11 protein-coding genes are annotated in these 15757 nt (G+C 72.4%); 2 read left to right on the plus strand and 9 right to left on the minus strand.

The genetic code is table 11. The annotated features are described in order from the left end of the window. Positions 1 to 7 precede the first annotated feature (7 nt). The 3 genes from Nocox_RS33370 to xynC all read right to left on the minus strand — a co-directional run bounded on the left by Nocox_RS33370 (position 8) and on the right by xynC (position 5083). The gene (locus Nocox_RS33370) at positions 8 to 1843 is read right to left on the minus strand and encodes a family 43 glycosylhydrolase (protein WP_020546213.1); all 1836 of its coding nucleotides are present in this window, start codon (positions 1841 to 1843) and stop codon (positions 8 to 10) included. A 36-nt stretch (positions 1844 to 1879) separates the two neighbouring features. Beyond that, complete coding sequence (locus tag Nocox_RS33375; protein WP_020546214.1) at positions 1880 to 3217, minus strand: extracellular catalytic domain type 1 short-chain-length polyhydroxyalkanoate depolymerase; 1338 nt, start codon at positions 3215 to 3217, stop codon at positions 1880 to 1882. Positions 3218 to 3409: 192 nt separating this feature from the next. Beyond that, the gene (xynC, locus tag Nocox_RS33385) at positions 3410 to 5083 is read right to left on the minus strand and encodes a glucuronoarabinoxylan endo-1,4-beta-xylanase XynC (protein WP_281426311.1); all 1674 of its coding nucleotides are present in this window, start codon (positions 5081 to 5083) and stop codon (positions 3410 to 3412) included. 425 nt (positions 5084 to 5508) lie between these two features. Here xynC and Nocox_RS33390 point away from each other — a divergent pair, with 425 nt between their 5' ends. Together Nocox_RS33390 and Nocox_RS33395 are read left to right on the plus strand one after the other, a co-directional pair. Continuing rightward, positions 5509 to 7545, plus strand: a complete 2037-nt coding sequence (locus Nocox_RS33390; protein WP_219495534.1) for an RICIN domain-containing protein — start codon at positions 5509 to 5511, stop codon at positions 7543 to 7545. A gap of 123 nt (positions 7546 to 7668) precedes the next feature. Further along, positions 7669 to 9540: an AfsR/SARP family transcriptional regulator gene (locus Nocox_RS33395; RefSeq protein ID WP_020541162.1), complete on the plus strand. Its 1872-nt coding sequence runs from the start codon at positions 7669 to 7671 to the stop codon at positions 9538 to 9540. On the opposite strand, the gene Nocox_RS33400 is transcribed toward Nocox_RS33395, so the two are convergent. Genes Nocox_RS33400 through Nocox_RS33425 form a run of 6 tightly spaced genes read right to left on the minus strand, consistent with a single transcriptional unit; the run spans position 9524 to position 15752 of the window. Beyond that, entirely contained in the window at positions 9524 to 10321 is a 798-nt protein-coding gene (locus tag Nocox_RS33400; RefSeq protein ID WP_157382829.1) for a glycosyltransferase family 2 protein, read from the minus strand. The two genes, Nocox_RS33395 and Nocox_RS33400, sit on opposite strands and share 17 nt — an antisense overlap. After that, positions 10318 to 11067 carry a polysaccharide deacetylase family protein gene (locus tag Nocox_RS33405; RefSeq protein ID WP_020541164.1) on the minus strand — a complete coding sequence of 250 codons (750 nt, stop codon included), beginning with the start codon at positions 11065 to 11067 and terminating at the stop codon, positions 10318 to 10320. Before Nocox_RS33405 ends, Nocox_RS33400 begins: the two co-directional genes overlap by 4 nt. After that, positions 11064 to 12542 carry an Ldh family oxidoreductase gene (locus Nocox_RS33410; protein ID WP_020541165.1) on the minus strand — a complete coding sequence of 493 codons (1479 nt, stop codon included), beginning with the start codon at positions 12540 to 12542 and terminating at the stop codon, positions 11064 to 11066. Before Nocox_RS33410 ends, Nocox_RS33405 begins: the two co-directional genes overlap by 4 nt. Next, a complete protein-coding gene (locus Nocox_RS33415) occupies positions 12539 to 14068 on the minus strand; it encodes a condensation domain-containing protein (RefSeq protein ID WP_020541166.1) in 1530 nt (509 codons plus the stop codon). The genes Nocox_RS33410 and Nocox_RS33415 overlap by 4 nt, the downstream gene beginning before the upstream one ends. Continuing rightward, a complete protein-coding gene (locus Nocox_RS33420; protein WP_020541167.1) occupies positions 14065 to 15327 on the minus strand; it encodes an MFS transporter in 1263 nt (420 codons plus the stop codon). The genes Nocox_RS33415 and Nocox_RS33420 overlap by 4 nt, the downstream gene beginning before the upstream one ends. Next, complete coding sequence (locus tag Nocox_RS33425) at positions 15324 to 15752, minus strand: VOC family protein (protein ID WP_026213920.1); 429 nt, start codon at positions 15750 to 15752, stop codon at positions 15324 to 15326. The genes Nocox_RS33420 and Nocox_RS33425 overlap by 4 nt, the downstream gene beginning before the upstream one ends. Positions 15753 to 15757 lie beyond the last annotated feature (5 nt).

Below are 15757 nucleotides of genomic sequence, written 5' to 3' on the forward strand. Positions count from 1 at the left end.
CCCTCCTTCAAGAGGTCTGCTGGAACGAGGCGTCGTCGATCGAGAAGCCGTCGGTGCCCTCGGCCGTCTCGACGTAGAAGGTGGCGCCGGTCAGCGTGCCGCTCCACGAGACGGTCGCCGTGCCGGTGAGCCGGGTCCAGCCGCCGGAGTTCACCGCGGTGACCGGCGTGAGCTGGAGGTAGTTCGTCGTGCCGCCGGCGGTGAGCGCCAGGGTCGCCTTCGCGCCGGGCGTGCCGCTGTGCGACCGCACCCAGACGCTCGTGGTGTGGCTCCTGCCGTTGGTGAGCCTGGCGGTCACGTCCTGGGTGATGCCGTTCCACGACGCCGTGCGCCCGGCCACGGACAGCGCCCGCGCGCCCGCGTGCACCTGGTCGGTGACGGACGACAGGGTTCCGCCGGACGCGCCCCAGGCCGTGGTCCCGCTCTCCATGTCGCCGTTGGTCAGCAGGTTCCCGCCGGTGGTCGCGCCGCCGGTGAACTGCCACCAGTTCACGTTGAACAGGTTGCCGCCGCCGCCGGTGTACCTGAAGTACAGGTCATGGGTGCCCGTCGCGCCGCTCACGGGGCAGGTGACCGTCGTCCACGTCTGCCAGCCGCCGGTGCCCGGCACGGTGCACGTCCCTGCCAGGGTGCCGTTGACCCCGTCCAGGCGGAGCTCGATCCGGCCGCCGCTGGTCGCCGAGGCCACCCGCGCGCTGAACGACGTCGCGCCGGAGCCGAAGGCGACGCCCTTGACCTTGACGTAGTCGCCGTTCTCGATCCATCCGACGTTCATGCCGCCCTCGGAGGCGGGCTCGGTCTCCACGCCGGACTCCCAGGCGATCGTCTCGGCCTCCTGGCGGACGTAGGGGTTCAACGTGCCCACCTGGGGGGCTCCGGCCGTGGTCATGGTGATCGTGGGGATGGTGCCGTCGGCGTTGTAGGCGAACTTCTCGACGGCCACCGAACGGGTGAAACCGCCACCGCCCGGGAGCGCGCCGTTGTGGTAGAAGAAGTACGAACCGCCGTTGAAGTCGATGATGCCGGGATGGTTGGTGAAACTGCTGCCCTGCGTGGGCATGACCGTCCCCCGGTAGGTCCAGGGGCCGGTGGGGCCGGGGGCCGTCGAGTAGCCGATGAACTCCGAGCAGCACTTCGCGGCGAAGACGTTGTAGTAGAGGCCGTTGCGCTTGTAGACCCAGGGGCCCTCCTCGTACAGCGTCGGCCGGCTCGCGTTGCCGGTGCGGGTGCCGAAGCCCGCCGTGGTGAGCGGGATCTGGGTCGGGCTGCCGGAGTAGGAGATCATGTCGGCGTTGAGCCTGACGTACCAGAGGTTGGGGTTGCCCCAGTACAGGTACGCCTGCCCGTCGTCGTCGATGAAGACCGTGGGGTCGATCTCGCCGTTCCTGACGAGGGGGCGGCCGATGGCGTCGGTGAAGGGCCCGGTGGGGCTGGTGGAGACCCCGACGCCGATCGCCATCTGGCCGCTCGCCCGGTCCTTCACCGGGACGTACCAGTAGAACTTGCCGTTGCGGTAGACGGCCTGGCCCGCCCAGGCGTCCGCGCTCGCCCAGCTGAAGGTGGCCACGCTCATCGGCGAGCCGTGGTCGGTCCAGTTCACCATGTCCGCGGACGACCAGACCCGCCACTCCTTCATGGTGAAGTACGTCGAGCCGTCCTCGTCGTGTCCGGTGTAGAGGTAGACCCGGCCGTTGTGCACCAGCGGGGCGGGGTCCGCCGTGTAGATCGTCTGGACGATCGGGTTGTCCGCCCTGGCCGTGCCGGGGATCATCGCCACAAGGCAGAGCAACGCCGTGATGACGAGCGCGCCGCGCCCGCGTGGGACGCCGAACCGAAGTTTCATGATCACCTTCTGGTGGGGGGTGGTGACGACGGGTCGTCAGGTGCGGGTCCAGCGCTGGTTGGCGCCGCCGTGGCAGGTGTAGAGCTGGATCCGGGTGCCGTTGGCGGTGCCCTGGCCCACGGCGTCCAGGCACAGCCCGGACTGCGCGCCGGTGATGGTGCCGTCGGCGTTGAGGCGCCACGACTGGTTGGCGCCGCCGTGGCAGGAGTAGATCTGGATCGCGGCGCCGTTGCCGCTGCCGGCCGCGTCGAGGCACTTGTTGCCGTAGACCCTGAGCTCGCCGGACGAGGTGGCGGCCCACTGCTGGTTGCTCCGCCCGTTGCAGTCCCACAACTGCACCTGCGTGCCGTCGGCGGTGGCGGCGCCGGGCACGTCCAGGCAGCGCCCGGAGCCGACTCCCCTGATCGGCCCGGTCGTGTCACCGGACGTGGGCGTCGTCGTGGGCGTCGTCGTGGGCGAGCCGCCGGTGTCCAGGCCGAAGAAGCGGATGGCGTACGCGGCCATCCCCGTTCGCGGCAGGTCGTGGCCGGCTCCCGTGATGGTGTACGCCTCGACCTGGCCGGAGCCGAAGACCCGCCGGGTCCAGCCGGACTGCGGGCTGTCGGTGGAGGCCGGGGTCTGGCTCAGCCCGTGCACGTTCGTCCACTGGTCGACCTCCTCCTGCAGCATCGTGTAGGGCAGCACGGAGTCGGCGGTGCCGTGCCAGGCCATCACGCGCGGCCGGGGCCCGGTGTAGCCGGGGTAGGCGTTCCTGACCAGGTCGCCCCACTGCTGCGGCGTCTTGTCGCCGCACCCGGCGGGCCCGAGGCAGCCGTAGGGAACCCCCGCGAACGGCGCGCCGGCGCTGAACACGTCCGGGTACGTGGCCAGCAGGTTGAGCGTCTCCATCGCGCCGGAGGAGAAGCCGGTGGCGAACACCCGCTGCGGGTCGCCGTTGTAGCGCTGCAGCACGTGGTTGACCATGGAGACGATCGACACCGGGTCGCTGCCGCCGCCGTGGCGCAGGGCCTCGTTCGACCACACGTCGAAGCAGTTCGACATGCCGTTGGCGCTCTTGTTGGCCTGCGGGTAGATGACGACGAAGCCGTACCGGTCGGCCAGCGAGGCGAACTCGGTCCCCTGGTGGAAGCCCGGCGCCCAGCCGTTGCAGCCGTGCATGGCCACCAGGACGCCCGGCCGGGGCGCCACCCGGTCGGGGACGTAGAGGTACATCCGCAGGCCGCCGGGGTTGGTCCCGAAGCTCGTCACCTCGGTCAGGACGGCCGCCGACGCCTGCGGCGCGGCCGTGAGGAACGCGGACAGCGCGGTCACCGCCGCCGTGATCAGAGCCGCCAGGACGGCTCCGACGCCCGCGCGTCTTCTCGTACGCTTCATCGGTTCGCCTTTCCTCTGTTAGCGCTAACAATCTGCTGGAGGTGGTGGCAGGACGGAGCAAATACGGGGCAGAAAGGTACTGTCAAGAGCGCCTTAGCTCGCGGCCGGGTGGAACGGCCGCGGTTGGATGCGCTCACCTCGGATTTCCCGGGTCCTGCGGCACGGGCCTTGCTGTGAAACTTTCGGCGTCCGTCAGCCCACGCGGACGAACTGCCACTGCTGGTTGGCGCCGCCCCAGTCGTCGTACTGGACGATGTTGGCGCCGTCGGCGGTGGAGGCGCCCTGCACTTCGAGTGCCTTGTTGCTGTGGCGGGAGATCAGGCGTACGTAGCCGTCGGAGCTGTCGGCGAGCCGCCATTGCTGGTTGGTGCCGTTGGTGTCGGCCCATTGGACGATGGCTCCGCCGTTGGCGGTGGACCAGTTGTAGACGTCGAGGACCTTGCCGGAGTGGCGGGACTTGACGCGGTAGTAGCCGCCTCCGGAGTCGACGAACTGCCATTGTTGCTGGTTCTGGTTGTTGCGGGTCCATTGGGTGATGCGGCCGCCGTCCGCGGTGGACAGGTTGTAGACGTCCAGGGCCTTGCCGCTGTTGCGGTTGACCAGGACGTACCAGGCGCTCGTGTCGACCGCGCCACCCGGGGTCTGGGTCACGCCGGTCACGAAGGTCGTCACGCTGCGGGCGGGGAGCGTGGCGGTGAAGGAGCCGTTCGACACACCGGCCGCGCCCTGGGGCGCGACGTTCCTGCTCGCGTCGGTCAGCCAGGACGACACACTGGACGCGGTGCCGCCCGCCAGGGAGAACTGCTGGCTCACCGCGGAGGTCGCCTTGTTGACGGCGACGACGACCACCGTGCCGTCACCGCCCCGGTACGCCGACACGTAGACGTTCGACGCCGGGTTCGCCGTCGCCTCGATCCGCACGTATCCCGGCCGGACGAACCTGGCGAACTGCGCCATGTTGGCGCCGCGCTTGCTGAGCTGCCCGTCCTCCCGCATGGGCCCGTAGCCGCGCCGGATGTACCACCAGACGTAGGCCTGGAACTCGGCGTCCACCATGGCGTGGTGGATGTGCTCCCCCACGTCGAGCGCCTGGGGCCAGAGGTCGGCCGAGTCGCTGCTGTTGGGGTAGTAGACCTCGGTCATCCAGAGTTCCTTGCCCGCGCCCTTCTGCTTGAAGAGGGGGTAGGGGAAGTTCGCGTACGACGTGCCGTAGAGGTGGGCTCCGATGATGTCCACGTTGGCGAGCGCCGTGGGGTCGTTGAGTATCGGGTCCGACATGTTCTTCAGGTACTGGAAGGACTCGGGCGCGATGACCCTGGTGCTGATCGAGCCGGCGTTCTCCCGCAGGAAGCGCACCATCTCGGTGGCGGTCCACCAGGTCCATTCGTGCGCGTAGTCGGGCTCGTTCTGCACGGATATGCCGTATAAGTTGACCCCGTTGTTCCGCATGTACGTGGTGAAGTCGTTCAGGTGCTGGGCATAGGCGCCGTACGAGCCGTACTTGAGGCGTCTGGCGTTGGTCTGGCTGCCGCGGACGAAGGTCTCGACCATGCCGGCGGGCGGGTTCCACGGCGAGGCGATCACGGTAGCGCCGAGCTCGGCCGCGCGCCGCGCCGTCGCCAGGTCACGGCTCCAGTCCGCCTGGTTCTCGGGGACGGGGATCCTCAGCACGGAGAACCCCAGCCGCCCCTCGCCGGCGCCGAACGCCGTGTCGCGCTGGGCGGCCGTCAGGTCGCCGATCCAGGCCGCGTGAGCCATGCCGCCGAAGCCCCGGATCGTCTGCCGCGTCGCCGACGGGTCGATGACCACCGGCCCGGCGGCCCTCGCGGCCCGCGTCGTCGCCGCGAGGACCGGCAGCGCTCCCATCGAGGTCAGGACGGCTCTCCGGCTCAGCGATCTCCGGTCTCCGCTCGCGGGTGCGGTCGGATCTTGCGTCATGGCTCCTCCTGCGGGCCTCTTCGGGGAATTCGGGAGCGGATCTCCCGCAGGAAGGTAAAACCCTGACTGCGACCCGTCAACCATGCGCGGCAGAAACTTAACAACCGAAGGCGCCGCAACTTAAGAGCCTCCACCCGGGAGTTTTTATGAAACTTTCATGCGCGACGGGCCCCTGCCCGGCGGCGAAACGCCAGGAGGGGACGCCAAGCGACGGCAGGGCCCCGGCCCTCGGAGAGACGCCTCTCGTTGACGCCCAGCCGCCCGTCGGATGTACTCCGCGACAACGCTCCCGACGACGTCTCGCCCGCTCTTCGCACGCATTCTTGTTAGCGCTAACACCCCCGGAGTGCCTGATGAAGCTCAGACCCCTGTCCGTCCTCACGGCGCTCGCCGCCTTACTGGCGAGCCTGTTCGTCGCCCTGCAGACCCAGCCCGCCAACGCCGCCACCGTCGACACCAACGCCTGGTACGTCCTGGTCAACCGCAACAGCGGCAAAGCCCTGGACGTCTACAACCTGTCCACCGCCGACGGCGGCCGCATCACCCAATGGACCCGCAACAACCAGAACCAGCAACAATGGCAGTTCGTCGACTCCGGAGGCGGCTACTACCGCGTCAAGTCCCGCCACTCCGGCAAGGTCCTCGACGTCTACAACTGGTCCACCGCCAACGGCGGAGCCATCGTCCAATGGGCCGACACCAACGGCACCAACCAGCAATGGCGGCTCGCCGACAGCTCCGACGGCTACGTACGCCTGATCTCCCGCCACAGCAACAAGGCACTCGAAGTGCAGGGCGCCTCCACCGCCGACGGCGCCAACATCGTCCAGTACGACGACTGGGGCGGCGCCAACCAGCAGTGGCAGTTCGTCCGCGTGGACGGCGGCAGCGGCAACAACGGCTACGCCAACCCGGTCGTCTGGCAGGACTTCGCCGACGGCGACATCATCCGGGTCGGCGACGCCTACTACTACTCGGCCTCGACGATGCACTACTCGCCGGGCGCGCCCATCCTGCGCTCCTACAACCTCGTCGACTGGGAGTACGCGGGCCATTCGGTCCCGAGGCTCGACTTCGGCTCCGGCGCCTACGACCTCAACGGCGGCCGGGCGTACGTGAAGGGCATCTGGGCCTCCACCCTGAACTACCGGCCCAGCACCAGCACCTACTACTGGATCGGCTGCGTCGAGTTCAACCGGACCTACGTCTACACGGCCTCCGCCGTGGACGGCACGTGGACCAAGCGCTCGCAGATCAACAACTGCTACTACGACGCCGGCCTGCTGGTCGACACCGACGACACCATGTACGTCGCCTACGGCAACGGCACCATCAGCGTCGCCCAGCTCACGGCCGACGGGCTCGGCCAGGTCCGCGCCCAGCAGGTGTTCCAGACCCCGAGCAGCGTCGGCACCCTGGAGGGCGCCCGCTTCTACAAGCGGAACGGCTACTACTACATCTGGCTGACCCGCCCCGCCAACGGCCAGTACGTGCTCCGCTCCACCTCCCCCTGGGGCCCGTACGAGATGCGCCAGGTCCTGCTGGACATGCCCGGCCCCATCTCGGGCGGCGGCGTCCCCCACCAGGGCGGCCTCGTCCAGACCCAGAACGGCGACTGGTACTACATGGCGTTCGTGGACGCCTACCCCGGCGGCCGCGTCCCGGCGCTCGCCCCGATCACCTGGTCGGGCGACTGGCCGGCCGTGCAGACCGTCAACGGCGGCTGGGGAGCCACCTACCCGAAGCCGAACATCCAGACCAGCCGCACCGTCTCGTCCATGATCGGCCCGGACACCTTCACCTCGGGCAGCCTCGGGCACCGCTGGGAGTGGAACCACAACCCCGACACCAGCCGCTTCTCCACCGGCAACGGCCTGCGCCTGCAGACCGCGACCGTCACGGGCGACCTCTACAACGCAAGGAACACGCTGACCCACCGCATCCAGGGCCCATCGTCCACCGCGACGATCGAGCTCGACTACTCGCAGATGAGCAACGGCGACCGCGCCGGGCTGGCCATGCTGCGCGACCAGTCGGCCTGGATCGGCGTCAAACGCGACAACGGCGTCAACCGGGTCGTCATGACCAACGGGCTGACCATGAACAGCTCGTGGCAGACGACCGGCACCGGCACGGAGGCGGCGAGCGCGGCCGTCTCGGGCGGCCGGATCTGGCTGCGGGCCACCGCCGACATCCGGCCGGGGTCCGGCAGGCAGGCCCGCTTCTCGTACAGCACCGACGGCAGCACGTTCACGAGCCTCGGGCCGGCCTTCACGTTGAACAACGCCTGGCAGTTCTTCATGGGCTACCGGTTCGGGATCTTCAACTACGCCACCCAGTCCCTCGGCGGCGCGGTGACCGTACGCCGCTTCGACCTCACCACGCCCTGACCGCGGGCGTAGGCTGTGGCGGCAGTGCAGAGAGTACGCCGCGGAGCTGGCAGATGAGGCGCCCAACGGGATGACAAGTGAGAATCAAGGCGATCACAACCGCCCTCCCCCATCCTGACGTGGATGAACCAGCTCACGAGTCGGCACGCGCGCCCCGCGGCCGAACTCCCCGATCAGGCGGTGCCCCCCGAGCAGCCGGTGACGATCCGGTTACTGGGCCCGCTGGACGTCGTCCTTCGCGGCCGCACCACCGGCGTCTCGGGCATACGCAGGAGGACGGCGCTGGCCACGCTGGCGCTGCGGGCAGGTGAGACCGTCAGCACCGAACGGCTGATCGACGTCGTCTGGGGCGGCAGCGCACCGGCCACGGCGGTGAACACGTTGCAGAGCCACATCTCCTACCTGCGCCGGCTGCTCGGCGTGCGGACGTCGATCGTCACCCGCGCGACCGGCTACGCCCTGGACGCGGGGGCGTTCACGACCGACGTGCTGGCCGCCGAGCGGCTGGTCGAGCAGGCGCGCCAGGCCGCGGATCCGGCGGGACGGGCGGCGCGGCTCAGGGAGGCGCTGGCTCTGTGGCGGGGCCGGCCGCTGGACGACCTGAGCGTCCATCCGTGGCTGGAGGAGCAGGCCGCCCGGCTGGCACGGATCCGCATGATCGCGGTCACCCTGCTCATCGCCGCCCGGCTGGACCTGGGCGAGCACGCCGCGCTGATCCCCGAGCTGGAGGACCTCACCCGCCGGCACCCCTTCGACGAGGACCTGCACCGGCAGCTCATGCTGGCGCTGTACCGGACGGGCCGGCAGGCCGACGCGCTGGCGCTGTACCACCGGCTGCGGTGCAGGCTCGGCGAGGAGCTGGGCATCGCTCCCGGCCGGCCGCTGCAGGCGCTGGAGGAGGCGATCCTGCGGCACGACGTGGCCCTTGACCCGCCCGCGTCCCCGTCCGGCCGGGTCACGGAGACGGCCCGCGTGATCGTTCCCGCGCAGCTTCCTCCCGGGGCGGGCGCGATCGCGGGCCGGCTGGACGAGATGGGCCGGCTCGATCTGGCGCTCGGGCGCAAGAGCGGCTCGCCCGCCATCCTGGCCGTCGTGGGCATGGCGGGCGTGGGCAAGACCGCGCTGGCCGTGCACTGGGCGCACCGGGCGGCGGAACGGTTCCCGGACGGTCAGCTCTACGTGAACCTGCTCGGTTTCGACCCGAGCCATCCGGCGATGGACCCCGCCGACGCGCTGCGCGGGTTCCTCTACGCGCTGACCGGGCCGCCTCATACGGTGCCCGTCGGGCTGACGGCGCAGGTCGGGCTCTACCGCAGCCTGCTCGCGGGCAAGCGGGTGCTGGTGGTGCTCGACAACGCCAGGGACGCCGCGCACGTCCGGCCGCTCCTGCCCAGCTCGCCGGGATGCGCGGCCGTGGTGACCAGCAGGACGCAGCTGACGCCGCTGGTCATCACCGAAGGGGCGTACCAGCTCACGCTCGGCCCGCTGCCGCCCGCCGAGTCGTACGCGCTGCTGGCCGACCGGGTCGGCAAGGAGACGACGGCCGCCGAGCCCGAGGCCGCCGGCCGGATCGTGGAGCAGTGCGGCGGGCTGCCGCTCGCGCTGGCCATCGCCGCCGCGCAGTCCCTGACGTATCCGGCCAGGCCGCTGACCCGGCTGGCCGCCCACCTGCAGTCCTCGCTCCTCGACACGCTCACCGGCGGCGACCCCACCACGGACCTGCGGGCGGTCTTCTCCTGGTCGTACCGGTCGCTGAGCTCGGCGGCCGCGACGCTGTTCCGCGGGCTCGGGTCGCTGCAGGGGGTCGGCATGACCGCCCTCGCCGCCGCCGAGCTGGCCGGGCTGCCCGTGCATCTCGTACGCCCGCTCCTCGACGAGCTGGTGGGCGCGCACCTGCTGAACCGCCTGGCGGACGACAGGTACGCGCTCCACGAGCTGCTGAAGGCGTACGCCGCGGAGCTGTGGCAGCGCCAGGGGCCTACCTCGGCCCGGTGAGCCGCCCCAGGACGTGCACCGCTCCGAGGAGCCGGTTGACCTCCCGGACCGCCGCCGTGCCGCCGACCGCCCCCTCCCGCAGGGCCCGCGCGCCCTCGGCCACCGTCATGCGCTCGGTGTGCTGGCGCCCGGCGGACCACGCGTCCGCCACCGCGCGCCGCCAGCCCTTGCCGTTGCGGTGCGCGATGACCAGCTCCGGCCGGAACCGCACCGGGCTGCCGCGCTCCGCCAGCGCGCCGGCGAGGCTGTTGTCCCCGCCGGTGCCCTCCCGGGAGAAGCCGCCCACCTGGTGGAAGGTCTCGGCCAGCACCGAGCTGTTGCCGCCGGCGAAGAACCCGACCGGCGCGTCGCGCTCCAGGCGCACGTAGCGGGCGTCGTAGCGGGCCTGGCGGGCCTGGGAGATCAGGCTGTCGTCGAAACAGAGCACCCGGCCGGTGATCGCCGGGCGCTCCTCGTCCAGGTCGGCGGCCTGGATGAGCCAGTCCCCGCGCGGCGCGGCATCGTCGTCGAGGAAGGCCAGCACGTCGCCGGTGGCCAGCTCGACGCCGAGGCGGCGGCTCGCGCCCGCCCCGGCCCTGGCGCGGTTGCGCAGCACCTCGACGGGCAGCGGCGAGGACCCCGCCGCCGCCGTGGCGTGGCCGCCGGCCGAGGCGTCGTCCACGACGACGACCTGGTGCAGCTTCGCCCGCACGCCCGAGCCGTCGAGGCGCTGCGCGCACTCGGCCAGCGCTTCCAGACATCGGCGCAGGTCCGCGCCCCTGTCCCGGGTCGGGATGATCACCGAGATCCGTACCACTGCTGCCTCCATCCGAGAGCGAGACGGGTCCACGACGCCACCTCGCCGACCGGCAGATACGTGCGGCGGATGTGCCGCGGCCGGCGCGTCCACGGGCCCGGCGCCGACTTGACGGTGCCGAAGGCCAGCACCCCGTCAGGGACCGGGGAAGGCCCGGACGGGATCAGCCCGTAGGGGTAGGCGAACGTGCGCGGCGCGCGCCCGGTGCGCTCGCCGATCGCGCGCAGCGAGCCCGCGACCTCCTCGGCGGCCTCCTCCGGCGGCAGGTCCGGCAGGTGGGGGTGGTGGACGGTGTGCGCCGAGAGCACGTGACCGTGCCCCGCGAACTCCCGCGCCTCCTCCCACGTCAGGTACGCCTCGCGCGGCGGCAGCGCGGCCCGTTCGGCCGCGCTCAGCCGCCCGGCCGCGTCCAGTTTCCCGGTGACGCAGAAGAGCAGCGCCTTGACCCCGAACTCGGCCAGCAGCGGCGCGGCCAGGTCGAGGTTGTCCCGGTAGCCGTCGTCGAAGGTGACCAGCACGCTCGGATGGCCGGGCGGCTCGAACCCGGGTCCTACGGCGGCCGGGTCGAGCGCCGGCCCGACGCCGTCGAGCACGATCTCCAGCCCGCGCCTGAAGTCGTCGGGGTTCAGGGCAGTGTAGTGGTCGACGTGCGCGTTGACGTGGTGGAAGTACAGCACCAGCGGCCATCCCGGAGCCGAGCCCAGCGCCGGGCCGGCGTGCACGGCGGTCATGAGAACCCCCATCCCAGCTCGTCCAGCACCGACCGCGGCACCTCGGCGCCGCGCGCGTCCGCGAGGGCGGCGTGGTCCTCCTCCCGCTGGTCGGGGAACCAGGGGCGGGGCGGTTCCGCCGGGTGCCCGGCGAGCACGGCCTCCCGCAGCCGCCGCACGAACCCGCCGAGCGAGGGCTCGCCCGGCGGCCCGAGGTGCCGGGGCGAGAACCCGACGAAGAGCTGGGAGCAGTTCATCACCCGGTCCAGGTGCTTGCGCTGCTTGCCGACGTCCGGGCTCACCCGGTGCCCGGCCAGCGCGCCGGCCAGGATCTCGGCCAGCAGCGTCACGCACAGGCCCTTGTAGTCGCCGAACAGCGGGATGGAGCCGTCCCTGTCGAGCTCGCGGGGGTCGGTCGTGGCCGCGCCCGAGGCGTCCTGGAGCCAGCCGGGCGGCACGGGAACGCCCCGGTTCGCCGCGTCCCTGATCTTGCCTGCGGCGACGACGCCGGTGGCCAGGTCCACGCAGAACGGCTCGCCCTCCGCCGTGGGGGTGACCAGGCAGATCGCGTTGCTCCCCAGGGTCGGCCGGGCGGCGCCGGGAGCGGCGATCGACGGGCCCGAGGTGTTGAGCAGCAGGCCCGCCACCTGCCGCTCCTGGAAGGGGCGCCGGTAGGCCGCGAGCATCCCCACGTGGTTGTTGCCGTGCACGGCGACCGCCGCCAGCCCGTGCGTGGCGGCCCTGGAGGCGCACCACTCGGCCGCCATCCCGGCCGCGACCTGGCCGATCCCGCCGTCGGCGTCGATCGCGGCGACGGCGGGCGTGACCTCGGTGAGCCGGGGTCTGGCCTCGGCCCTGATCCCGCCCTCCTTGATCCGCCTCAGGTAGGTGGGCAGCAGCGCGATGCCGTGCGAGCGGTGCCCGCGGCGTTCGGCGTCGACCAGCACCTCGCCCGCGGCCTCGGCGGCCTCGTGCCCGATGCCCGCGGCCAGCAGCGCCTCCACGGTACGGGCCTGGAGCTCGGCCAGCGGGACGCGGACCGGCTCGCCGGGCGCCCCGGCGGGCTCGACCTCGACGAACTGCCCGCCGTCCAGCCGCAGTGAGCGGTAGCGGCCCGGCACGCTCAGCCCCGACCAGGCGGATCCCGCCAGGACGAGCACGCAGCCGGGATCGTCGGCGCACGGCAGGTCGGCCTCGCCGGCGGGACCCGGGCGGTCTCCCGCGTCCAGCACGGTGGTGGTCCGGCTGGGGCTCACCCGGCCCAGCCGGCCGCTGCGCACCGGCCCCGCGCTGACGGTTCCGTACCGTGGCGGCATCCGGCCGTCCAGCAGGGCTGTCAGGCTCGTACGGGCCTCCAGGTCCAGCCCGGACAGCAGCACCTTCTCGCCCTCGCCCACCCGCAGGTCGGCGCCGCGCAGCAGGACGCGCTCGGCCCCTGGCGGGCCGACGGACAGCACGACGTCCCGCAGTTCCAGCGCGGACGCGGCGGCGCTCACGCGCCCGCTCCCCGCGCGAGCAGGTCCAGCGTGCCGTGGACGAGGTCCTCGACGGTCCGCCTCGTGAAGTGGTCGCGGCTGTACTTGACGGCGAAGGCGAAACTGTCGCCGACCTGGTCGGCCTCCAGCATCAGCACGTACGGCTCGCGCTGCCGCGGCGAACGGCGCCCGCCCGCCGAGGTCGCCGAGGGCGCCAGCCAGTCGGCCTCCCTGGCGTTGATCGCGTTCATGCGGCTGCGGAAGTTCAGCCTGATGCCGCTGCCGGGCAGGTCCGCCAGGGCGGCGTGGCCGGCGAAGCGCAGCGCGTCGAAGCCGAAGCGCGCCTCGGGCACCCGGCCGAGCTCCGCCGCCGCGCGCTCCGGCCAGTCGCCGGGGCCCGCGCTGATCACCACGGGGTAGTTCGCCTGGAAGTAGCCGATGCCTGATTCGAGGCCGGGGCCGCCGGGGAGCCGGTCCCGGCCGTGATGGTAGGTGTCCACGCTGACCGCGGGCAGCCCGAACCTGTCCATGATCGTGTTGGCCGCGGCGGCGAGCACCAGCGACTCCAGGCTGAGACCGGCGGGCGCCTTCCGCTGGAGGGCGGCGGTGTCACCGGCGCCGAGCCGGCCGCTGACGAGGTCCATGCTGGGCAGCAGGCCGGGTCCGTCGTGCTCGGTGGGGACGCGGCGGACCTCGGACCAGTTCTGCCCGGCCCACGCCTTCAGGTCGGCGGCGGCCTCGGGCGAGGCGAGCCAGTCGGCCAGCGCGCGGGCGTGCCCGCGCGGCGTGCCGGGGTCGGCGGCCGGCTGCCCGCCGGTGAGGAGCGCCTCCAGGTCGTCGGCCACGAGTTCGACCGACAGGCCGTCCAGCGTCAGGTGGTGCAGGGCGATCTGGAGGAGGCGCTGCGCGGGCAGCCATCGGGCGGTCAGCACCCGGCCCTCGGCCGGCGCGTGCGTGCGCCAGCCGTCCGCGAGGGCCGCGGGAACCTTCTCGCCGGGCACGTCCACCTGCGTGAACAGGCCCGGGGGGACGTCGGGCAGCACCTCGGCGCTCGGCCGGTCGCCGAGCAGGTAGCGCGTGCGCAGGGCCTCGTGCCTGCGGACCAGCGCCACGACGGCGCTCTCCAGCAGGTCGCCGTCCACGCGGCGGCCGTCCGGGGTGCGCTCGGGCACGTCGAGGATCCAGCCGAGGGAGAAGTGGCCGGGGTCGGTGAAGTCGTTGGCGATCCACCGCCGCTGCGCGGGCAGCAGTGGCACAGGACCGGCGCCGGGACCCGCGTCAGGACCGGCCGCCGCCGGCGTCGCCTCGATCCGCGACAGGATCCCGCCGAAGGTGCGCCCGCGCAGGATGTCCGCGGGGGCCGCGGTGAGGCCCGCCTGCCGCAGCCGGCTCAGCATCCGCACGGCCAGCAGGGAGTCACCGCCGGCGGCGAAGAAGTCCGCCTCCGGCCCGGCCGGGGCCGCGCCGAGCGCCGCCTGCCAGGCCGCGCCCAGCAGCTCCGCGACGGCGGCGGGAGAGGAGGGCGAGGTGGGGTCGAGGTTGGTCATGGTGTCGTGCTCACTTCCTTCGTAGCGGCCGGCTCCCCGGCGCCGCGCGCCAGCCAGGCGCTGGCCAGGCATCCCGCGCCCAGGACCGCGGCCAGGACGAACCACGCCAGGTCCGGCGCCTTGGTGATGAGGAGGATGACGAGCACCGGGCCGACCGCCTGGTGCGCGGAGAAGCTGACGTGGAACAGGGACAGGTACCGCCCGCGCAGGTGCTCGGGAGCGAGGTCGACCGAGACCGTCCACTCCCCGACCGCGCCGTACAGCTCGGCGGCGGTGTGCGCCAGCATGGCGACCACCAGCAGCACGACGACGAACGCCAGCGTGCCGCCGGCCATGGACGCCGCCCAGTAGCCGGCGGCGGCGACCGCGAAGGCCGCCGTGGCGCGCACGTAGACCGGCGGGGTGTCCGCGGCCCTGGCCACGCCCTTGGTGAGACGCACCTGCAGCAGCACGACGAGCGCGGTGTTCAGCGCGAACAGCACGCCGACCAGGCCGGGCGGGGCCGTGGTGTGCTGGTTCACCCAGAGGGGCACGCCCACGTTCAGCGCGGTGACGTGCGTCATGACCAGCGTGTTCAGCACGGCCAGTGCCACGTAGCGCCGGTCGGCGAGCACGTCGCGGAACCCGTCGCGCCTGCCGGGCCCGGCCTGCGCGGCCGGGCGCGGCGACGGCCGCGTCACCGCGATGCGGGACACCAGCGCCGCCGCCACCAGGAAGGACAGGGCGTCACCGGCCAGCACGGCGTAGTAGCCGGAGTGCGCGTCGAGGGTCAGCAGGGCGGCGCTGGTCAGGCCGCCCAGGCCGAATCCGACGTTGCGGATCGAGCGCTGGAAGGCCATGAGCTTCACCCGCTGCTCCGCCGTGACCATGGAGGCCACCAGCGCCTGCTTGGCGGGACGCCCGCTGTGCTCGGCGATCTCGGCGACGATCGCCACCACGATGAACGAGACCCAGTCCTGGATCGCGAGGTAGCCGAGATACCCTGCCGCCGCGGTCAGGAAGCAGGCCACGACCATGGGTTTGGGGCCGTAGCGGTCGATGAGGGCGCCGCAGGCGGGGGCGCAGAGCGTGCCGGCCAGGGCCGCGAGGCCGAGGCCGATGCCCACGGACGCGGCGTCCAGCCCCACGACGGCGGTCAGGTAGATCACGGTGACCGGGATGCGCATGCCGGTGCCAACCGCGTCGATGACCGCCACCCACGCCCACCGCCTGGCGGCGGGGACGTCGGGCAGGCCGATCCAGTTCCTGGCCCATCTCACGACGCGGACGCCTGTTCAGGAGTGAGGAACTCCAGCCGGTTGCCGTGGCAGTCGAAGGCGTACAGCCGGCGGTGGCCGGGGAAGTTGCCGTCCCAGGTGACCTCGACGCCGCGGTCGGTGAGACGCTGGGCGAGCGCGTCGAGGTCGGCCACGAGGATGCCGGGGTGGGCCTTGCGGGCGGGACGGAAGTCCTCCTCGACGCCCAGGTGGATCTCCAGGGCGTCGGAGCGCACCCACAGGCCGCCGCGGGCGGCCAGGACGGGCGGCTTCTGGATCTCGGTCATGCCGAGCACGTCCACGTAGAAACGGCGGCACACCTCCTCCTCGCCCGGGGGCAGCGCGAGCTGCACGTGGTGCAGCCCGAGGCCGAAGGCGGAGGTGGCGTCGGTGGTCTCGTACGGCTGGACCGGACGGCGATCGTTCATGTCGT

The organism is Nonomuraea coxensis DSM 45129 (assembly GCF_019397265.1).
Lineage (GTDB): Bacteria > Actinomycetota > Actinomycetes > Streptosporangiales > Streptosporangiaceae > Nonomuraea > Nonomuraea coxensis.